The following is a 20512-nucleotide window of genomic DNA, read 5'->3' as shown; positions in this document are numbered from 1 at the left end:
CTTATTCCAGTTCTATTGATTCTTCCTGCTTAAAATCGCGTATTGCGGTTTTTCCCAGAACTTCGTCCCACCGCATAGGGCTCAAACCAGTTCCCGGTCGTTTTATCGTAAGGTTTATAACCGTGAATTTCTCCCCTTTAGTAATATTTTTTGAGGCAATAATGCTTTTACGGGCTACCGTTTTATTCTTTATTTCTGATGGAGAAGGTTCTTTCTTTCCAGATCCGGAGATTGCTTTTTCGATATTACGAATGGCGCTTACCATGGCCTTAAGTTCCTCTGGCTCCAGCGATGCACGGTGATCAGGCCCCGGTAAATTCCTATCTAATGTAAAATGCTTTTCTATGACCGTGGCTCCCAGCGCAACGGCTGCTACAGGAACCTCTATTCCCAGGGTATGGTCTGAATATCCTATCTTAACATCGAGTTCTTGGCCAATGGTGTTCATGGCCTTGAGGTTGACATCTTCCATGGGGGTGGGATACTCGGTATTGCAATGCACGATATGAATGTCTTCCCTGTTTATACCCTCTTTTATAAGTATGTTGAAAGCTTCCCTGACTTCTGGCATGGAAGCCATTCCCGTTGACATGACCACAGGTTTTTTAAAGCTTGCAATCTTGCGAAGGTAGGGGAGGTTGGTAATTTCACCGGAAGGGATTTTAAAGAGATCAATTCCAACGGTATTCAAAAATTCAAGGCTTTCCAAATCAAATCCCGTGGAAAGGAATTTGATATTTTTTGAGTCACAATACGCTATCAAAATGCGGTGTGACGCTTCAGATAGTTCCAATTTTTTGAGCATCTCATATTGTGAGTCTGAATCTTTTGTATTCGTATCTTGATAAGCAGCGCGCAGTGCGGATTTTGTTACTAATTTTGAAGCTTTGAACGTTTGAAACTTTACATAATCTACCCCGGCCGCAGCGGCGGCATCGATCAATTTTTTTGCCTGATCCATGTCACCGTTGTGGTTAACACCTGCTTCTGCTATTATAAGTACGCTCTTTTTCATAATGACCTACCCGGATTTCCCACGATTTTCTGATTATCTGCAATATCGTTTAATACTACCGTACCTGCTCCTATAGTTACATTTTTACCTATGCGAACACCTTGTTTTACTACCGCGTTAGCGCCTATAAAACTTAAATCACCTACAGTCACATTACCGGCCAAAACCGCACCCGGCGCGATATGAACACCATTTCCTATAGTGCATTCATGTTCAATGATGGAAGCGGTATTTAGGATACAATAATCCCCAATGCGCGCCAAAGCGTTGATGGATACGTTTTTAGATACAAAGTTCCCTTCGCCCATTTGGCATGTTTTTGAAACGCTGCTTTGTGGATGCATTACGTTTACTATTTTCTTTTTCCTGGAGCGTATCAAATTCGCGACTTTCACCCGAATTTTATTATCACCGATACCTAAAATATAGTTTTTATCTGTTTTCCATTCCTCAAAATTGGCATCTGACTCAAAACCCAAATACTCAAGTTTGAAAGGATTTAGTGCAATTTCATGAATTTCCGTATAGCCATTTAATTTTAGTCCGCACAAAAGGGCTGTCTCGGCCACTACAAAGCCATGCCCAGAGTATCCAATCAATATGACTTCTTTATCTAACACTGCTGGGAATGTTTACAATTCGATCTTCTAAAAATTCAGCATTTAATTGTTCGTCCCTAATGCAATCTTTATACATAGGTAACTTATACATCAATTGCCATATAGGTCTGGTCATCACCCCAGAAGCATTGGTTTCTTTTAAAAAAAGATCACGTTGCTCCCTGTTTTCCATTTCCACGCACATCAACCAGTAGTTGGCCTTTGTTTCAGGCAACTCTGTACGGAACTTTATATTTTCACCGTCAAAAAACGTTTGATAGCTTTTTGCAAGAATCCTTTTGTTTTCAAGGAAGGAATCTAAATTTTCAAGTTGCGCACAGGCCAGCGCGGCATTAAGATTTGGCATCCTGAAATTATAACCCATCTCATCATGATAATATTCATAGGGATGAGGTTGTTTTGCTGTGGTGGTGAGGTATTTGGCTTTTTCACCCAGTGCTAAAGTATTGCTCACTATAGCGCCACCGCCACCGCAGGTGACTACCTTGTTTCCGTTAAAGGAAAATACGCCAAGCTGACCAAAACTTCCCGTGGGCTTTCCCTTCAATTCACTCCCTAATGACTCTGCCGCGTCTTCAACCACCGGGATATTCCAGGCAGAGCAGATTTCTACAAGTTCATCAATCCTTACCGGAAATCCAAAAGTATGCATGGGTAAACATGCTGCAATTTTGTTCCCTGTTTTCTTATTATAGCAACCATCTTGACGCAAATCGCCATACTCTTCAAGGAAATTGCGTACAGCGACCGTAGACAAACCCATGGTGTCCCTGTCTACATCCAAGAAAACGGGATGGGCATTGTTATAAGCAATGGCGTTTGCCGTGGCAATAAAGGTAAGGGCCTGCGTGAGCACTTCATTTCCAGTTTTTACGCCCACTAAGCGTAAGGCCACTTGTATGCCAGCGGTTCCATTCACTACTGCCACTGCTTTTTTCGTGTTGGTAATGTTTTGCATCATGAGCTCAAAGGTGTCTACATAGGCGCCTATTGAGGACACAAATGTGGAATCTATGGTGTCATTGAGGTATTTTTTTTCATTACCCCTAAAACAAGGTTCGTGTAGTGGTATGAATTTTTTAGATTCAAAAAGGTCCTGAATGTATGCTATTGTTTTTTGATTGGTTGTCATTACATTTTAGAATCTAGGTATTTCCCTGTTTCCTTATGCCCGAAATCTGGTATCATAGTATGGAAAATATTTAGGACATCAGTTTTTGACCATGTTCCCGAAGCTCGAAGAGCGTTTATGTGGGTTTCGAAATACTTTAATTTGTTCGTTTCAACATTCACTTCATTTTTGATTACCCCCAAACTTTCAAAACGTTCAAGATCCAATGTTTCATCGTCTGTAAAGAATTCTTCAAAATCTTTTTCTCCGGTAGTATCACTTGTAGTAAAAAAACAAGGCCATTTTTTGTCTTTCGGTAAAGTTTCAACCAGGTTTCTGGCTTCTTCCTCGGTTTTGCACACGTAAGGTTCATAACCCAACTGGGCCAGATATTTAACGGCAATATCTGCAAAAGAAATCAAATGTAAATCTTCACTGAGTTTTGGAAAAAATATATCCCGGTTTTCACCGAATATACAGGACATAAGACAAAGTTCGCCAGACTCCTGAGGCGTTACAAAATAACGCTTTACGTCTGAAGGGGCGACTATAGGTTGTTTTTTTTGAATACGCTGATTAAAACCATGAAGAAGGGAGCCATCTGAAAAAGCCACATTTGCAAAACGTGCCGTGGATATAGAAATACTTTCGCTTCTTCGCATCAAGAACATTTCCATAATCCGTTTAGAGGCACCCATCATATTGACAGGATTTGCCGCTTTATCTGTAGAAACACAGAAGTATTTCTTTGTTCCTTTTTTAATGGCCTGCTTTAAGGTTTTATCTGTATTGAAGATATTGACATCTATCATCCTCATTAAGGTAAAAGGATCTTTTTCGCTTCGCACATGTTTGAGTGCAGATAGATTGAGAACATAGTCATAAATACCGTCGGCTTTTATAAAGGCGTCATATTCCAACGATCCAATATCCAGGGCAAAGGTTTGAAAATCACCATCTATATAACCCAACGAACTTCGGATATCCCTGACCAGTTCCACCATATTGTTTTCCGAAAGATCTACAACATGAAGCTTTTTCGGATTACGCTTAAAAATTTCTTTGGTGACGGCCTGGCCTATTGATCCTGCCCCACCAATGACCAGAAAGCTAGAAGCCCTAACTGCTTTTGACAGCGCTTGTTCATTGGCTAACAGGTCTGAAGTAAACAAATTTTTATCACGTCCTATTAATTCAAGTATATTCATGCTGTTACTATTCCTAAAATTAATTATGTACTATCTTAGTGACCTTTGAGCTATTTATGATCAAAGTTGGGAGATTGACTTACGTTGAGTTCTCCTTCGTTTTACAGGTGGTAAAAGTATAAGTTCTGCTGATATTAGAGCGACTTTATTTCATATTCTTGTTAAAGAATTTATTATTTTCTACTATTATTTTTTTTAAAAATACTTTAAGATTCGCCCAACATTTACCGAAAATTGGTGTTGAGTTTCACAAAAAGATTTGCTTATCTTTTATGAATAGGAGACACGGTTTGAAGTTTTACAATTTACCAGTAATGTCAGATTTAATATTTTGGTAAAATTATAGGCTATCTCGTAGTAACCTTAAATAAAAGTCTAATGGTCTCGATTTCCCAATAAATCTATTCATCAAGTATGTACTTTGAACTTTTTTGGATAGTTTTAGCATTCCCAAAGTAGGATACTATTCTTTATACAATGAAAAAAATTCTCATCACCGGAGGTGCCGGTTTTATAGGTTCGCATCTTAGCGAGCGATTATTAAAGGAAGGCAATCATATACTCTGCCTTGATAATTATTTTACAGGAGCAAAACAGAACGTGGTTCATTTGCTCGACAACCCTTATTTTGAATTGGTGCGTCACGATGTAACCCATCCCTATTATGCCGAGGTAGATGAAATATACAATCTGGCGTGTCCCGCAAGTCCCATTCATTACCAATACAATGCGATTAAAACGATCAAAACCTCCGTTATGGGTGCGATCAATATGCTTGGATTGGCAAAAAGGGTAAAAGCCAAAATTTTGCAGGCAAGCACCAGTGAGGTTTACGGTGATCCCCAGGTGCACCCGCAGCCAGAAAGCTACTGGGGGCATGTAAATCCTATAGGCTTGCGTTCGTGCTACGATGAGGGAAAACGCTGCGCGGAGACACTGTTTATGGATTACCACAACCAGAACGATGTCGCCATAAAGATCATACGAATATTTAATACCTACGGGCCAAATATGAATCCCGCTGATGGGAGGGTGGTTTCCAATTTTATTGTTCAGGCCCTTCGCGGGGAAGATATTACTATTTACGGCGATGGTAATCAAACGCGTTCCTTTCAGTACGTAGATGATCTGGTAGAAGGAATGGTACGCATGATGAACAGTGAAGATGGCTTTTTGGGCCCTGTAAATCTGGGTAACCCCAATGAATTTACAATGCTTGAACTTGCATCTAAAATTATTGCATTGACCGGTTCATCATCAGAGATCAGGCACATGCCCCTGCCACAGGATGATCCTAAACAACGTCAACCGGATATTAGCCTTGCCAAAGAAAAACTTAACGGCTGGGAACCCAATACCCAGTTAGACGCCGGACTGATAAAAACCATAGCTTATTTTAAGGAAGTGATTTAGGAGTTGCAGAGGCCGGGGATTCGGTACGCTCGGCTCTGCCGAGCACTCAGCCGCCTACTTTTTTGTTTCAGCAGAACACCTTCAAATTTTCATTCGAAGTAAGAGCTGAGGCGGTTGAGTGCGGTGCTTTAGCGCAGTGTACCGAAACCGCCGGCGTCGCAGGAAACCCGGGGCTTCGGTACGCTCGGCTCTGCCGATCACTCAGCCGCCTACATTTGTGTTTCAGCAGTGCATGCTCAAATTTTCATTTGAGGTAAGAGCTATAGGCGGTTGAGTGCTGCGCTTTAGCGTGGTGTACCGAAACCGCCGGTGTGGTCTGTAATCCGGGGCTTCGGTACGCTCGGCCTTGCCGATCACTCAGCCGCCCGCTTTTTTGTTTCAGCAGAACACCTTCAAATTTTCATTCGAAGTAAGAGCTGAGGTGGTTGAGTGCTGCGCTTTAGCGCAGTGTACCGAAACCGCCGGTGTGGTCTGTAATCCGGGGCTTCGGTACGCTCGGCCTTGCCGATCACTCAGCCGCCTGCTTTTGTGTTTTAGCAGAACATCTTCAATTTTTCATTTAAAGTAAGAGCTCTAGGCGGTTGAGTGCTGCGCCCTAAGCGCAGTGTACCGAAACCGCCGGTGTGGTCTGTAATCCGGGGCTTCGGTACGCTCGGCTCTGCCGAGCACTCAGCCGCCTACTTTTGTTTTTTAGAAGAACATCTTCGAATTTTTCATGCCGAGCACTCAGCCGCCTGCTTTTGGATTAGGTATATCAAATAATACTTTTATTTTATATCTTTCTATTTTGAGTATTGTTTTGAAGTGATGAAATCAGGCAATTAAGTGCCGTGTCTTAGGCGTGGCTTACCGAAGCCCTGAATCCAAAACATAAAATTTTAAAATGGCAAAAGGTTACACCTATATTCTATTGTGCTCAGACGGCAGTTATTATACAGGTAGTACTAAATATTTATCCCTCAGGGTCAAGCAACACCAAGATGGAGAGGGGGCTAGGCACACCGCAAAACATCTGCCGGTTCAACTGTTGTATTACGAAGAATACGACCGTATCGATCACGCATTTTATAGGGAAAAGCAAATACAAGGTTGGAGTAGGAAGAAGAAGGAAGCACTTATAAATGGGGATTATGATCTCCTTCCAGAACTTGCAAAAAAGATATTCAGGAAAGAATAATATGTATAGAACATAAACTGGGGCTTCGGTACGCTCGGCTTTGCCGATCACTCAGCCGCCTACTTTTTTGTTTCAGCAGAACATCTTCAAATTTTCATTCAATGTAAGAGCTATAGTCGGTTGAGTGCTGCGCCCTAAGCACAGTGTCCCGAAACCGCCGGTGTTACTCATACCGTAACGATTCAATAGGATCCAGGCGTGCGGCTTTTACGGCTGGGAACGAACCACTAATTATAGCAACAAAAAGTGTTACCGCAGTTGCCGCGATCATAGCGCCCCAGGGTGTGGTAAAATTGAAATTGGCCACTGCAGAGATCGCCATACCTATGCCTATGCCCAGTATAATACCGAGTATTCCGCCCAACTGGCCCACCATAATAGTTTCCATTAGAAACTGACCGGCAATGGTAGATTTTTTTGCGCCAAGTGCCTTTCGAACGCCAATTTCCCGCGTACGTTCGGTGACCGAAACCAACATGATATTCATCAGCGCTATGGAAGAGCCCAGTACAGTGATCAGGCTAATGATCCATGCCGCCATGGAAAGATATCCTGATATGCTGGAAATTTGATTGAGCAGATCGTCGCTGCGCTGCATGCCAAAATTATTTTCTTCTACAGGTGAGAGCCCACGGATATTTCTAAAGGTAAGAATGGCGTCGTCCTGCGCGCCTTCCATCATTTCCTTGTCATCAACTTTGATGCTTACCGCGTAATTAATGTTCGGCTGGGTAAACATAGAACGCGCCGTCTGTATGGGAATAAGCACGCGCAAATCCTGATTATTTCCAAAGGTGCTCCCTTTTTCTTCCAGAACACCCAAAATCTTAAACTTGGTGCCCCTTACACTTATGGTTTTATCAATGGGATCAATATTTTCAAAAAGCCCTTTTGCAAAATCACTTCCCAGAACGCAAACATGGCTGTTGTTTGAAATATCAAAAACGTTAAAATCCCTTCCCAGCTGCAATGCGAGCCCGGCATTTTGAATAAAATTTTCGTTTACCCCCAGTACGGTAACCTCGGGGTCTGTTTTTTTGGTATCGTAGCGTACTTCGGCCGTGCTGGTACCGGTAAAGGAGGTGGAGACATGCGTAAAGGGATAGTCGTAATTTTCTTCAAATTGTCTGACCTGGCGATATCCTATTACCGGATTTGTTTTTTCCCTTTCTCCACTGCCGCGGCGCTGTGTGGTGCGCTCATAGCGATCAAGGCTAAACGTATTGGATCCCATGGAAGAAAAATCGCTGCTTATCGTGTTTTCCAGCGCGCCTACCAGACTTAGTATAGCGACCAGCGCCGTGATCCCTATGGCAATAATTACGATGGTAAGTATGGTGCGCAGCAGGTTTCCCCTGATAGAATCAAAGGCAATACGGATATTTTCCCTAAATAGTGAAAGCATAAAGTATATAATTACATCTATGTGTCTACGAGAACAGCATAAAGTTACTGTTTTTGAGAAATAAGAAGGGCAAACGGCCAAATTTTAGGATATTTGCAGCCAGAAAATTTTATTATGGCCCAGAAACCCAGTATTCCCAAAGGTACCCGCGACTTTACTCCACAGGAAGTAGCACGACGTAATCACATCATCAGCGTTTTGCGCAAAAATTTTGAGCTTTTTGGATTTCAGCCCATAGAGACGCCGTCTTTTGAAAATACCGATACACTCATGGGGAAATATGGCGAAGAGGGGGACAGATTGATCTTTAAAATATTGAACAGTGGCGATTTTCTTAACAAAACGACTGAAAGCGCTTACGCGGAAAAAGATAGCAATACACTTGCTGGCGAAATTTCCGAAAAGGCCTTGCGCTATGATCTTACCGTACCTTTTGCGCGCTACGTGGTGCAGCACCAGAACGAACTCGAATTTCCTTTCAAAAGGTACCAGATGCAACTGGTATGGCGTGCAGACAGGCCACAAAAAGGCCGTTTTAGGGAGTTTTTGCAATGTGATGCAGATGCCGTGGGATCAGATTCCTTAGTACAGGAAGTAACCTTTGTGCAGCTTTATGATGCGGTCTTTAGCGAGCTGAAGCTGGAAGGTGTTACCATAAAAATGAACAATCGTAAAATATTATCGGGTATTGCCGAAGTCATTGGCGCTTCAGATAAACTGATTGATTTTACCGTAGCGCTTGATAAACTTGATAAAATAGGGGAGGATGGCGTTGTTAAAGAAATGCTGGGCAAAGGCATTACCGAAAAAGCAATAGAAAAAATCCGACCAATTTTCCGCGCTAGTGGAAGCAACATGGAACGTCTGGACCTGTTGCGCGAACTGCTTAAAACTTCAGAAACAGGATTACAGGGCATTGAAGAAATTGCCTATATATTTGATAAAATTGACCATTTAGGCTTAAAAACCGCTCATTTAGAGCTGAATATTACCCTTGCCCGCGGACTCAATTACTACACAGGTGCTATTTTTGAAGTTGGGGCCCCAGAAGGCGTGAAGATGGGAAGTATAGGTGGTGGCGGTAGATATGATGACCTTACCGGTATTTTTGGCCTCAAGAATATGAGCGGTGTGGGTATTTCCTTTGGTGTGGACCGTATTTATCTTGTACTTGAAGAACTCGGCCTCTTCCCGGCGCAGGCACTTACCGGTACACAGGTACTGTTCCTTAATTTTGGAGAAAAAGAGGCGCTTTATTGTTTAAAAGCTGTTGCCGATTTGCGTGAAAAAGGTATCAAGGCAGAACTTTATCCCGATAGCGCAAAAATGAAAAAACAAATGAGCCATGCTGACCGCCGCGATATTGAATATGTAATACTTGCCGGTGATCAGGAAATGGCCAAAAATGCCTACACGTTAAAACATATGAAGAGTGGTGAGCAGAACGAAATAGGTTTTGATGAACTCGTTGAAAAACTTGCGCGCTAAGTGTAAAGCGCACGAGCCTTTAATATTTTATAAAGCGTAAAACATTCGCCTTTTCAGTACCTAATTGTACAAAATAGAGCCCTGCGTTAAGGTATTCAAGGGCTATGACATGATCCTGTTTTAAAGTACCTTTTTTGATCACTTTTCCGGAGCTATCCAGAATTTTATAATCCTTTTCCGAACTGCCTTCCGGAACGATTTTTAGATTGTCCCGTGTAGGGTTGGGATAGATTTTAAACGACTTTTTCTTCTCCTGCGGTGCAACTTCTTTAACGGAAAGGTTTACCCCGTTTTGCTGGTAATAATTAAGCGCGTTTACCACGTAGGCAACAGGTGCATTCCAGTTAATGGTAACTTCATTTGATGCGTACGAGCAATAACTGTCTGAAAAAGAAGAAGCCGGTGCGTCACTGGGATAGGAGCAACCATCCTGCTGACCAGGATTGGGGCCACCGGCCACCATACCGGGTACGGGGAGGTCAACGGCATCCGCTTCCGAAATCCTGTGATGGGGGTGCATGGGGAATTTTGTGCCATAACCGCTAATATAGCTGTAACCGGTACCATTGCGACCTAAAAGATAATCCATTCCTAAATACGCGGCGTCCAGGTAAGAGGCATCCCCCGTACTTTCAAACGCCCTTAAAAGTAAGAGCAGTTGGTTGCCCGCGCCACCATTGCTGCCCCAGCTAAAATCGCCTGGCGATCCCATAGCGACCTGCATGGGAGAATTTTGAACCGTTTGCCTTAGGTTTTGGGCAATTTCCGTAAGTTTTGTTGTTACGGCTTCCCTACTATTCTCATCCAGTAAATTTTTATGAAAGTCAAGGGAGATAATACCCAGCATATTCACATTGCCCCAATAGGGTACAGTAGGATCAATAGCCGAGAGATCAAGCTGATTTCCGTAGGTATCTTCGCCGGTCGTGATAAAAAGTTCTGCCGCCGCCCATTGAAATTCATCCTGTACATTACCATCACCATATTCACCGGTCACAACACCAGGGGGATTTGTAAAATAAAGCGCTGGATTGTTTTCTGACCAGGTGTAGGCTTTTTGGGCAGCTTCCAATAGCATGGCACTATAGCCTGGCTTCTCAGTTTCAAAGTCTGCAAAAATTCGGGAAGCTGTGGCCATGACCGCGGCAAAATCAAGTGCGGCAGCAGTTGATTTTGCTACCACATAACGTTTCAGATCATAATCGGCTGGCATCACGGTCCCCGAAAAATTGAGTCCCGTTAATTTATGGTAAACGCCCCCATCCGTTGGATCCTGCATATTGAGCATCCAGTCCAGGTTCCAGAGTATTTCATCCAGAATATCGGGCAGGGAGCCTCCTGCTTCCGGCAATTCAAGTGTCAAATTTTTGTAATATTCTGGATAATGCTCATAGGCAGCAAGTAGGGTATAGGTCGAAATTCCGCTATTGACAATATATTTATTGTAGTCGCCCGCATCGTACCAACCCTTTGGGGCTGCAATAATCGTTCCTTCAGGACGTGTGGCAGAAGCCGCGGAAGCGTGAACCATCACCTGATCGTCAGGATGACCAAAAGCACGCTGATAATCACCTCCCAAAGCAGCGGTGATTTCTGTGGAAGCTCTGTTATAATAGTAATATTTTAATGTGGCCCTGCCCAGGTCTGACCAGTCTTTTTCAGCAATGGTAAATGGGACTTCCAGTTCTTTTGCGGTAATTGTGTAAATGCCTGCTTCATCAATAGCGGTAATATCTACAGCCGCCACATATTCATTGCTAGGCATCCAGTATTCGGCCTGTCCCGTTGTTCCTGATACAATTTCTTCTCCGGAAGTATCAGTGATCGTATATGGAACGGCATCAAAATCTTGAGTCCCTACGATATCGATTATTTTTTTTCTTCCTTTTAGATAAGAAACCTGGTTGTAGCGTATATAAAATTGCGCTGTGGGAGGCTCAGGTGCCTCCAGTGGCGCGCCTATGGAAACCCAGTCAATGGAAATGGTACCATTGTAATTCCCAGAGGCTGCGTTCGCAGCAAATAAGATATTGGTTATTGCGGTGGCATCTACGGGACAGGGTCCTGCTGTACAGGCGCCGCCATAACCACCGTTCTGTAAACGTGTACTGTAATCGATTTCATAGATAGCATAGGTCTCATTTAAAACCACGGTACCTGCATTTAGATTGGTCACATATCCCGCATTGTCCTGCAAATCCATACGCAGTTCAGGCGAATTGGTTCCTTTGGCTTTTATGTAAAGCTTTGGGTTCTCTGAAATATCTATTTGGGAATCACCAGTTTCATCCTGAAAACGATACCCAACAAAAGTATAGGCGGCTGAAGAGCCATCTCCTACCATAGTGAGCGCACCTTCCTGTAAAGATACGGAATAACCCTGTGGAGGTTCGTTTGTATGGGAATTTGTACCGTTGAATTCCTCCTGGTAAATCACATTTTGACCAAAACTGAAAAAAGGGATCAGTAAAAGCGCAAGCAAGGTAGTTTTGTAAATCATGAAGCCGTTTTTTAAGGATTTTCTAAAAAAAGATGTTGGACTTTAAAGATACTTAAAAATCAGCTATTTAATTTCAGGAATTAGAATCTATTTTACTAAAAAACAAGATATTTTACATAAATCTAAAGTTGAAGTAATCACCAATTTTTTGGAGCGAGAAACAATAAAAGAAATATTTAAAAAGTAGCATTTTTCAAATATGTTGAACACAATAAAACGACCTGGTTGTAATATCTATTCAAGATATCCTCAAAATAAATACTAACGCTTTTATCTTACTATATCTCCCGTACTGTTTCTATGGCGACATCATTATCATCTACCAATAGACAAAGCAAACCCGATATGATAAAAGAACCACCACCAATGAACATGGCGTAAATAGCGACATTATCAAAAACCTCACGGAGCATAAAGCCCAGGATGCTACCTGCAACAATCTGCGGGATCACGATAAAAAAGTTGAAAACGCCCATATAATAACCCATTTTATTGGCCGGCAAAATACTGGACAGCATGGCGTAGGGCAAAGAAATGATACTTGCCCAGGCAATACCTACGCCTACCATAGAGATAAGCAGCATCTGGGGATCTTCAATAAAATAGATGGAAATCAGTCCGGCAGCACCACAAAATAGCGCGATGAGATGTGTTATGCGCCTACTTGTGATTTTTGCGAGCATGGGGAGCATAAAAGCGACAACCGCGGCGACCCCATTATAAACGGCAAAACAAATACCTACCCAGTCCGCACCTTCATTATACAGTACTGAAGTGGTATCTTTTGTTCCATATACATGGCTAGTTATAGCCGCCGTACTATAAATCCACAGTGCAAAAAGTGCAAACCAGGAAAAAAACTGTACTGCGGAAAGCTGTACCATCGTTTTAGGCATGTTAAAAATACCCATAAAGGATTCCACAATCCCGTCCCAAATTCCCTGTGCGGCATTTTCTTCTTTGAGTTGTTTAAGATCATCTGGCGGATATTCATGACTGTTAAAAACCGTCCACATGACTGCCGAAAAATAAGCCAGGCCACCTATGTAAAAAGACCATTTAACCGAATCTGGCACCCCGCCATCAGGGGCAATATTGCTCACATCAAACCAGTTAGTAAATACCCAGGGTAGGGCAGAGGCGATCACCGCGCCCAGACCTATAAAAAAACTTTGCATCGCAAATCCACTCGTTCGCTGCTCATTAGGTAACATATCGCCTACAAAAGCGCGAAAGGGTTCCATACTGATGTTTATGGAAGCATCAAGAATCCACAGCATAAGCACCGCCATCCATAAGGCAGACGAATTGGGCATTAAAAACAGGGCAATTGTTGCGAGAATCGCACCTACGGCAAAAAAAGGACGACGTCGTCCCCATTTAGGCAACCAGGTACGGTCACTATAATAACCTATGATGGGCTGAATGGCCAGACCGGTAACCGGTGCTGCCAACCATAAAATGGGGAGTTCGTCCTGCGAAGCGCCCAGCGTTTCAAATATGCGGCTTACATTGGCATTTTGAAGGGCAAAGCCAAACTGTATGCCTAAAAATCCAAAACTCATGTTCCAGATTTGCCAGAAAGTTAGCCGGGGTTTGACTGAACTTATTGAAATATTGTTCATTTTCATTCTTTATTAGTATTCTTATTTCAGGATTATTCTATGTATTGTATCAGTAATGCTGAACTTGTTTCAGTATCGCTTTCGCCGCTCATATCTTTATTATCAAATAAAACTTTGACTTCTAATCCAACCCCGAAATAGATTCAGGGTGAGGATTATTTTATGTGTTGTGAGCTTTCAAAAATATTACTTTGTTCTACTTTCCATCACCATTTCTTGATATTGCAGCGTTGTAAGATCATTTTCGCTCATGCCGATCTCTTCCAGAAAAGTATATAGAATTTTGAAAATCGAATCCGTTTTTTCAAAATTTTCGGTCTGTGCCTCAATTTCTATGAACGTGTCAGACAGTTCGGGTAGTTGCACGACGCTAATTTCCAAATTTAAATTTTTAAACCTGGCATAATAAAAGCGGCAGTGTTTTGCGTACCGTATAACCAGTTCATAACCCAATTTCTCAAAAATGACCTTTGCAGCCTCAAAATCGGTGATTTTGGTCTCAAATTCGGGTTTAGAACGTGTTTTTTGATCAAAAGGGGCCTCTTTTAAAGTAAGCCAATTGGTGATTTTTCCGCTTTCCGGATAGCTTTTTTTCCGAAGTCGCAATTCACTTTCCCGCTCCTTTAGTTCATTCTTTTTATCGAAATAAAGATCATCATAAAACACTTCATGAGCCGGCGCTGTTGCAAATTGGCCCAATTTCCGAAGAACATCAGCCTTATTTTTGATAATGGCGGTAAGTTCAACTTCGTACATTTTTTTTGATATTAGATGAAAGAGTAAAGGGGTTGGAACAAAGAGTAAAGAAAAATGAATAGTGACAAATGGTAAATACTTAATCAACCAGTTATACAATTCATAATTTTAACCTGTAATCTGTTCCCCCTTCGGGGGCCAGGGGAAATTTACACTTGAATAACCCCTAGGTTAAATTTCTTCTCAATCGGCGCATGGTTTGCCGCTTCTATTCCCGTACTGATCCATTTACGGGTATCCAGCGGATCGATAATCGCGTCTGTCCATAAGCGTGCGGCAGCGTAATAAGGGGAAACCTGCTCATCATAGCGGGATTTTATGCGTTCATAAAGCTCTTTTTCCACTTCTTCGGTGATTTCCTTGCCCTGTTTTTTCAGCGAAGCCGTTTCTATTTGCAGTAAAACTTTTGCCGCGCTGTTACCGCTCATAACCGCAAGTTCCGCTGAAGGCCAGGCGACAATAAGTCGGGGATCATAGGCTTTTCCACACATAGCGTAATTTCCCGCACCATAGGAATTACCAATGACCACGGTAAACTTGGGAACAACCGAATTGCTCACCGCATTGACCATTTTTGCACCGTCTTTAATGATCCCACCATGCTCGCTTTTGCTTCCCACCATAAAACCAGTCACATCCTGTAAGAACACCAGTGGAATTTTTTTCTGGTTACAATTGGCTATAAAGCGTGTGGCTTTATCGGCGCTGTCGCTGTAGATCACGCCGCCGAACTGCATTTCGCCTTTTTTGGTCTTTACCAGCTTCCGCTGATTGGCAACAATACCTACGGCCCAGCCGTCTATACGCGCGTAACCGGTGATAATGGTTTTGCCATATCCCGCTTTGTACTCATCGATTTCAGAATTATCTACCAGTCTTTTGATGATTTCAAGCATATCATATTGATCGCTGCGTTTTGCCGGTAAAATTCCGTAGATATCTTCCTGTTTTTCGGTCGGTTTTGCCGGTTTTTTACGATTAAATCCCGCGTTATCAAAATCCCCTATTTTTTCCATGATGTTTTTGATGCGGTTGAGCGCATCCTGATCATCCCCGGCCTTATAATCGGTCACGCCGCTAATTTCGCTGTGGGTAGTCGCTCCGCCCAGGGTTTCATTATCTATGCTTTCGCCAATGGCCGCCTTTACCAAATAACTTCCGGCAAGAAAAATACTTCCCGTTTTATCAACAATAATCGCTTCATCGCTCATAATGGGAAGGTATGCGCCACCGGCAACACAGCTGCCCATCACCGCGCTGATCTGGGTGATGCCCATGCTGCTCATGATGGCGTTATTTCTGAAAATACGGCCAAAATGTTCCTTATCTGGAAAAATCTCGTCCTGCAAAGGGAGGTATACACCAGCACTATCTACCAGATAGATGATGGGCAAGCGGTTTTCAATACTTATTTCCTGCGCGCGCAGGTTCTTTTTTGCGGTGATGGGAAACCACGCACCGGCCTTTACCGTGGCATCATTGGCGACCACAATGCACTGTTTTCCGCCTACTTTACCTATTTTTACCACCACGCCGCCACAGGGGCAGCCGCCGTGCTCTTCATACATTTTATCACCGGTAAAAGCACCTATTTCAACTGCATTTTCAGCCTCATCTAGCAAAAAATCGATGCGCTCGCGGGCGGTAAGTTTACCCTTATCGTGTTGTTTGGCGATACGTTTCTCGCCACCGCCCAGTTTGACTTTTGCAAAACGCCTGCGCAGGTCTGAAAGCGCGAGCTTGTTATGATCTTCGTTTTTATTGAATTTGATATCCATGGTCAATTTTTGGGCGTTTCCCCTTCGCCTAGGGCTTCGGGACCGGGCTATCAGCGTTACATGGTAACGGCTTCTATCCCTAACGCAGGTTCTGAATAGGAACGAAAATACGAAAACGATAGCGTTCCCAACCGTACTATTTCTCTGAAATATGCGATATTTGTACTTCTAACGATTCCTTTTAGGGAATATATCGTCAAAGCGGTAATTTAATTCAGGATACAATGATGAACAAGAATACGGTTTTGGGTTGGGCCACCTTTATAATGATCGTCGTGGGAGTGGCGCTTATTGCATTAGGCGCTGTACGTTACAAAGATGTCGCGGGATATGGTTTTGGTGCCGTGGGCGTCGGTTTTTTTGCCATCGCGTGGGTATTCAACGCGTTGAAGGGAAGGGTGTAAAAACCTCATTTATATTCTGAAAGCACTGATTTTTAGACAAAATATGAGTAAAAACAGCCGTTTTTTCGGCTTTTTTGCCTTAAAATTTATAACCAATGAATGAAGAAGAACGCTTAAAAAAACGCCTTGTCAAACATTTACAGGGAGGTGAGGCCTTTACCAGTTTAAGCCATTTTATCAATGATGTGCCCTACGATCAATTGGGCAACCGGCCGGCAAACCTGCCCTATTCGGTTTATGAACTTTTCTACCACATGCAATACGCACAGGAAGATATCATCAGCTTTTGCAGGGATCAGTCCTATGCCACCAGGAACTGGCCAGATGATTACTGGCCAGAGCAGCAGCACCCTAAAAATGAGGAGGACTGGAATACTTTAAAAACACGTTTTTTTGAAGACAGGAATACGCTTGCAACGCTTATTGAAGATAAAGACAGCGCACTTATGGATGTTGTGAAAAATGGCGAAGATCAGACCTTGTTCCGGGAGATTTTGCTAATTATTGAGCATAATGCCTACCATACGGGACAACTTTTCATCTTATGCAGGTTGCTGGGCGTTAAGTAGATTTTGTAGTTAAATAGTAATAGCAATAAGAATAATAATAAAAGAATACGTTAGATATCCGTCTTCACGGAAATAAAAAAATAGAATTTATGGCAGACGATAATAAAGTGATTTTTTCAATGTCTGGGGTGACTAAAACTTACCCGGGCGCCAATACTCCGGTATTAAAAAATATTTACCTGAGCTTCTTCTATGGAGCTAAAATAGGTATTCTGGGACTTAACGGTTCGGGTAAATCTACCTTGCTAAAAATAATAGCGGGGGTTGAAAAGAACTATCAGGGCGATGTGACCTCAGACAAAGAATTTTCGGTAGGTTACCTGGAACAGGAACCACAACTGGACGAAGAGAAAACGGTACTTGAAGTGGTTAAGGAAGGCGCATCAGAAACCGTGGCCATTCTTGAGGAATATAACAATATAAACGACCAGTTTGGGCTTGAAGAAGTCTATTCTGATCCCGACAAGATGGAAAAGCTCATGAACCGCCAGGCGGTGCTGCAGGATGAGATTGATGCCCGTGGAGCCTGGGAGCTTGATAATAAACTGGAAGTGGCCATGGATGCCCTGCGCACACCACCTTCTGATAAAAAAATAGGCGTACTTTCCGGTGGGGAACGACGTCGTGTGGCACTCTGCCGACTCTTATTGCAAGAACCGGACGTTCTATTGCTGGATGAGCCTACTAACCATCTGGATGCTGAGAGTGTGCACTGGCTTGAGCATCACCTGGCGCAATATAAAGGTACCGTTATCGCTGTGACCCACGACCGTTATTTTCTTGATAACGTTGCGGGCTGGATCTTAGAACTTGACCGCGGGGAAGGAATCCCGTGGAAAGGAAATTATTCTACCTGGCTGGATCAGAAATCAAAACGCCTTGCACAGGAACAGAAACAAGCCAGTAAACGTCAAAAAACACTGGAACGCGAACTGGAATGGGTACGTATGGCACCCAAAGGCAGGCAGGCGAAGCAAAAAGCCCGACTTAACAACTACGATAAGTTGATGAGCCAGGACCAGAAGCAAACCGATGATAAGCTGGAAATCTATATTCCAAATGGACCGCGTCTAGGTACCAATGTGATTGATGCCACCGGCGTGAGCAAAGCCTTTGGCGATAAGCTGCTTTATGAAAATCTGGATTTTAAATTACCACAGGCAGGAATTGTGGGTGTTATAGGTCCCAATGGTGCGGGTAAAACAACCATTTTTAAAATGATCATGGGCGAGGTTGAACCTGATGCCGGGAATTTTAAAGTAGGGGAGACCGCAAAAATCTCTTATGTGGACCAGGCACACAGCAACATCGATCCCGATAAAAGTATCTGGGAAAACTTTAGTGGCGGGCAGGACCTGGTACTTATGGGCGGCCGTGAAGTAAATAGCCGGGCGTACCTGAGCCGTTTTAATTTTAGCGGTAGCGAACAAAATAAAAAGGTAGATAAACTTTCTGGTGGCGAGCGCAACCGCTTGCACCTGGCTATGACTTTAAAAGAAGAAGGCAACGTTCTTTTGCTGGATGAGCCGACTAATGACCTTGACGTAAATACCCTAAGGGCGCTGGAAGAAGGACTTGAAAACTTTGCGGGATGTGCCGTGGTCATTTCTCACGACCGCTGGTTTTTAGATAGAATCTGTACACACATTCTTGCTTTTGAGGGAGATTCTCAGGTTTATTTCTTTGAAGGCGGATTTTCGGATTACGAGGAAAACAAAAAGAAACGCTTGGGCGGCGATATTATGCCGAAGCGAATCAAGTATAAAAAATTAGTTCGATAAGTGTATAAAGCTTCAAGTTTTGAAGTGAATTAAAATGATTAAAAAACCCCTATTTTCCATCGGAAAATGGGGGTTTTATTTGTTTTGGATTGATTTTATTTCCAGCCTCCACCCAGACTGCGGTAAAGTTCAATCTTAGCAACCAGTATTTGTTTCTTTGCCCGTATAAGATCAAGTTCGCTCTCCAGGGCGTCAGTTTGTGCGGTGATAACCTCTAGATAGTTGGCATAACCTCCTCTAAACAATTGGCCGGCATCTTTTAGTCCTTTTCGCGTTACTGCGGTACGCTCCTGAGCAATCTCAAATTGTTCTTTAAGTTTTTCTATACTTGCCATTGCGTTGGAAACATCCTCAATTGCGGCGATCAAGCTCTTTTTAAAATCGAGTTGGGCAATTTCGCGCTGCGCAAGGGAGACCCTATATTCCGTTTTTATCTTACGATTGTTGAAAATAGGTTGAAAAAGGGAAGCATTGATAAGCGCAAAACCGGAAGTTAAGGGGTCAAAAACATTTTTTAAGATAAACGAATCAAAACCTGCCGTACCGTCTATACTTAAAGAAGGATATTTTAAAGCTTCGGCAACGCCCACGCGGGCATTTGTAGCGATAAGGTCAAGTTCTGACAAAGCGACATCTGGCCTGTTTTTTATCAATTCAAGCGGTACGCCGCTAGCGTACTGATGCTGAAACTCGGTTTCCTCTAAAGTCCTTTCTATTTGCAAATGCCGCGGAGAACGACCCAGTAAGGTGTTTAACTTATTTTCCATGATCGTGTATTCGCGTTCCAGCTGCGGGATTAGACTTTTTGCCCGTAAACGTTGCGAATTTGTCTGCTGGACTGCGAGCGAAGTTGTTTCCCCGGCATCGTACTGCAAGCGTACAATGGTAAGGGTACTATCGTTTAAGGCAAAATTCTTCTCGGCGACCTCAATTTGTGATCTTAGCATCAGTAAATTGAAATACGTGGAAGAGACTTCAGCTACGATGCCGGTCTGTAATGCATTTTTGAAAGCCTGGGTTTTCATGAATTCGGCACGGGCAGCCTCTTTTTTCCATCTCAATTTCCCCCACAGATCAATTTCCCAATTGGATTGCAGGGCTGAAGTATACGCGAGTCGTTCTGTGTATAGGCTTGTTGGTACATTTTCACCATGGTTTCTCCGTGCGCGGTTAGAACCATAATTATTATAGTTTTCAGAATAGTATTCCCGGTTGTAACCTGCGGGTGTGGCATTGAGCGAAGGATAAAAATTGGCTTTTGACTGCTGCAGTTCTTCCATGCCAATATTCGTGTTTTGCCTTGCTTTTTGAAGGGCAATATTGTTGACCAGCGCACTATCAATAAGTTTTGTTAGCAAGGTATCTTTGATATACTTTTTCCACGGAATACTGGACATCGTAGTGCTATCAGCAACTTCTGGTTCGGTTATCAAATCATCGTTGACAAAGTATTCCGAAGAAATGCCCTTAAATGTTGGTCGCTCATAAGCTTCGCCTACTTTACAGGAAACCACGAGGGAGATTAGGCCAGACAAAATCACTATTCTAAGTGGAAAATAGGTTTTGACAAGCTTATGGGCTATTGATGTATTGCTATCAACGTTGTTTTTCATGTTCTCTTTACTTTTAAAATGCACTATCAAAGCAGCTGTTTTTTTAAGT

16 protein-coding genes are annotated in these 20512 nt (G+C 42.9%); 6 read left to right on the top strand and 10 right to left on the bottom strand.

Going from position 1 to position 20512, the window contains the following annotated elements:
• Position 1 precedes the first annotated feature (1 nt).
• Genes neuB through P162_RS00185 form a run of 4 tightly spaced genes read right to left on the bottom strand, consistent with a single transcriptional unit; the run spans position 2 to position 3954 of the window.
• Positions 2-1015 carry an N-acetylneuraminate synthase gene (neuB, locus tag P162_RS00200; protein ID WP_031425075.1) on the bottom strand — a complete coding sequence of 338 codons (1014 nt, stop codon included), beginning with the start codon at positions 1013-1015 and terminating at the stop codon, positions 2-4.
• Complete coding sequence (locus P162_RS00195; RefSeq protein WP_031425074.1) at positions 1012-1635, bottom strand: acetyltransferase; 624 nt, start codon at positions 1633-1635, stop codon at positions 1012-1014. The genes neuB and P162_RS00195 overlap by 4 nt, the downstream gene beginning before the upstream one ends.
• On the bottom strand, positions 1625-2767 hold the full coding sequence (locus tag P162_RS00190) for a LegC family aminotransferase (protein ID WP_031425073.1): 1143 nt from the start codon (positions 2765-2767) through the stop codon (positions 1625-1627). The genes P162_RS00195 and P162_RS00190 overlap by 11 nt, the downstream gene beginning before the upstream one ends.
• Entirely contained in the window at positions 2767-3954 is a 1188-nt protein-coding gene (locus P162_RS00185) for a UDP-N-acetylglucosamine 4,6-dehydratase (RefSeq protein WP_031425072.1), read from the bottom strand. The genes P162_RS00190 and P162_RS00185 overlap by 1 nt, the downstream gene beginning before the upstream one ends.
• 477 nt (positions 3955-4431) lie before the next feature.
• Between P162_RS00185 and P162_RS00180 the strand changes: the two genes are divergently transcribed.
• The gene (locus P162_RS00180; protein WP_031425070.1) at positions 4432-5367 is read left to right on the top strand and encodes a UDP-glucuronic acid decarboxylase family protein; all 936 of its coding nucleotides are present in this window, start codon (positions 4432-4434) and stop codon (positions 5365-5367) included.
• A gap of 883 nt (positions 5368-6250) precedes the next feature.
• A complete protein-coding gene (locus P162_RS00175) occupies positions 6251-6544 on the top strand; it encodes a GIY-YIG nuclease family protein (protein WP_031425069.1) in 294 nt (97 codons plus the stop codon).
• A gap of 163 nt (positions 6545-6707) precedes the next feature.
• Here the strand turns inward: P162_RS00175 and P162_RS00170 are convergent, their stop codons facing one another.
• Positions 6708-7949: an ABC transporter permease gene (locus P162_RS00170; RefSeq protein ID WP_031425068.1), complete on the bottom strand. Its 1242-nt coding sequence runs from the start codon at positions 7947-7949 to the stop codon at positions 6708-6710.
• Between the two features lie 114 nt (positions 7950-8063).
• Here P162_RS00170 and hisS point away from each other — a divergent pair, with 114 nt between their 5' ends.
• Positions 8064-9437 (top strand): histidine--tRNA ligase, encoded by a 1374-nt coding sequence (gene hisS / locus P162_RS00165; RefSeq protein WP_031425067.1) that lies wholly within the window; start codon positions 8064-8066, stop codon positions 9435-9437.
• A gap of 19 nt (positions 9438-9456) precedes the next feature.
• Here hisS and P162_RS00160 read toward each other — a convergent pair whose 3' ends face one another.
• The 4 genes from P162_RS00160 to P162_RS00145 form a co-directional block, all read right to left on the bottom strand.
• Positions 9457-11937 carry a glycoside hydrolase family 9 protein gene (locus tag P162_RS00160; RefSeq protein ID WP_051907697.1) on the bottom strand — a complete coding sequence of 827 codons (2481 nt, stop codon included), beginning with the start codon at positions 11935-11937 and terminating at the stop codon, positions 9457-9459.
• 278 nt (positions 11938-12215) lie between these two features.
• A complete protein-coding gene (locus P162_RS00155) occupies positions 12216-13562 on the bottom strand; it encodes an MFS transporter (protein WP_031425064.1) in 1347 nt (448 codons plus the stop codon).
• Positions 13563-13748: 186 nt separating this feature from the next.
• Positions 13749-14318, bottom strand: a complete 570-nt coding sequence (cyaB, locus tag P162_RS00150) for a class IV adenylate cyclase (protein WP_031425063.1) — start codon at positions 14316-14318, stop codon at positions 13749-13751.
• A gap of 149 nt (positions 14319-14467) precedes the next feature.
• Positions 14468-16096: an acyl-CoA carboxylase subunit beta gene (locus tag P162_RS00145; RefSeq protein ID WP_031425061.1), complete on the bottom strand. Its 1629-nt coding sequence runs from the start codon at positions 16094-16096 to the stop codon at positions 14468-14470.
• A gap of 227 nt (positions 16097-16323) precedes the next feature.
• Between P162_RS00145 and P162_RS17620 the strand changes: the two genes are divergently transcribed.
• From P162_RS17620 to ettA, 3 genes are all read left to right on the top strand, one after another.
• Positions 16324-16500 (top strand): CAL67264 family membrane protein, encoded by a 177-nt coding sequence (locus P162_RS17620; RefSeq protein ID WP_241077709.1) that lies wholly within the window; start codon positions 16324-16326, stop codon positions 16498-16500.
• A 95-nt stretch (positions 16501-16595) separates the two neighbouring features.
• Positions 16596-17069: a DinB family protein gene (locus P162_RS00140; protein WP_031425060.1), complete on the top strand. Its 474-nt coding sequence runs from the start codon at positions 16596-16598 to the stop codon at positions 17067-17069.
• Between the two features lie 89 nt (positions 17070-17158).
• Positions 17159-18850, top strand: a complete 1692-nt coding sequence (gene ettA, locus P162_RS00135) for an energy-dependent translational throttle protein EttA (RefSeq protein WP_031425058.1) — start codon at positions 17159-17161, stop codon at positions 18848-18850.
• Positions 18851-18945: 95 nt separating this feature from the next.
• Here ettA and P162_RS00130 read toward each other — a convergent pair whose 3' ends face one another.
• The gene (locus P162_RS00130) at positions 18946-20463 is read right to left on the bottom strand and encodes a TolC family protein (RefSeq protein WP_051907696.1); all 1518 of its coding nucleotides are present in this window, start codon (positions 20461-20463) and stop codon (positions 18946-18948) included.
• Positions 20464-20512: the final 49 nt, after the last annotated feature.

This window comes from Flavimarina sp. Hel_I_48, from assembly GCF_000733945.1.
Classification (GTDB): domain Bacteria; phylum Bacteroidota; class Bacteroidia; order Flavobacteriales; family Flavobacteriaceae; genus Leeuwenhoekiella.
This window is presented reverse-complemented; position numbering and strand designations above follow the sequence as displayed.

What these genes read in the sequence shown, in the direction of transcription:
- neuB (WP_031425075.1), bottom strand. Translation starts at nt 1,015, where the DNA reads ATGAAAAAGAGCGTACTTATAATAGCAGAAGCAGGTGTTAACCACAAC.
- P162_RS00190 (WP_031425073.1), bottom strand. Translation starts at nt 2,767, where the DNA reads ATGACAACCAATCAAAAAACAATAGCATACATTCAGGACCTTTTTGAA.
- P162_RS00185 (WP_031425072.1), bottom strand. Translation starts at nt 3,954, where the DNA reads ATGAATATACTTGAATTAATAGGACGTGATAAAAATTTGTTTACTTCA.
- P162_RS00180 (WP_031425070.1), top strand. Translation starts at nt 4,432, where the DNA reads ATGAAAAAAATTCTCATCACCGGAGGTGCCGGTTTTATAGGTTCGCAT.
- P162_RS00175 (WP_031425069.1), top strand. Translation starts at nt 6,251, where the DNA reads ATGGCAAAAGGTTACACCTATATTCTATTGTGCTCAGACGGCAGTTAT.
- P162_RS00170 (WP_031425068.1), bottom strand. Translation starts at nt 7,949, where the DNA reads ATGCTTTCACTATTTAGGGAAAATATCCGTATTGCCTTTGATTCTATC.
- hisS (WP_031425067.1), top strand. Translation starts at nt 8,064, where the DNA reads ATGGCCCAGAAACCCAGTATTCCCAAAGGTACCCGCGACTTTACTCCA.
- P162_RS00160 (WP_051907697.1), bottom strand. Translation starts at nt 11,937, where the DNA reads ATGATTTACAAAACTACCTTGCTTGCGCTTTTACTGATCCCTTTTTTC.
- P162_RS00155 (WP_031425064.1), bottom strand. Translation starts at nt 13,562, where the DNA reads ATGAACAATATTTCAATAAGTTCAGTCAAACCCCGGCTAACTTTCTGG.
- cyaB (WP_031425063.1), bottom strand. Translation starts at nt 14,318, where the DNA reads ATGTACGAAGTTGAACTTACCGCCATTATCAAAAATAAGGCTGATGTT.
- P162_RS00145 (WP_031425061.1), bottom strand. Translation starts at nt 16,096, where the DNA reads ATGGATATCAAATTCAATAAAAACGAAGATCATAACAAGCTCGCGCTT.
- P162_RS17620 (WP_241077709.1), top strand. Translation starts at nt 16,324, where the DNA reads ATGAACAAGAATACGGTTTTGGGTTGGGCCACCTTTATAATGATCGTC.
- P162_RS00140 (WP_031425060.1), top strand. Translation starts at nt 16,596, where the DNA reads ATGAATGAAGAAGAACGCTTAAAAAAACGCCTTGTCAAACATTTACAG.
- ettA (WP_031425058.1), top strand. Translation starts at nt 17,159, where the DNA reads ATGGCAGACGATAATAAAGTGATTTTTTCAATGTCTGGGGTGACTAAA.
- P162_RS00130 (WP_051907696.1), bottom strand. Translation starts at nt 20,463, where the DNA reads ATGAAAAACAACGTTGATAGCAATACATCAATAGCCCATAAGCTTGTC.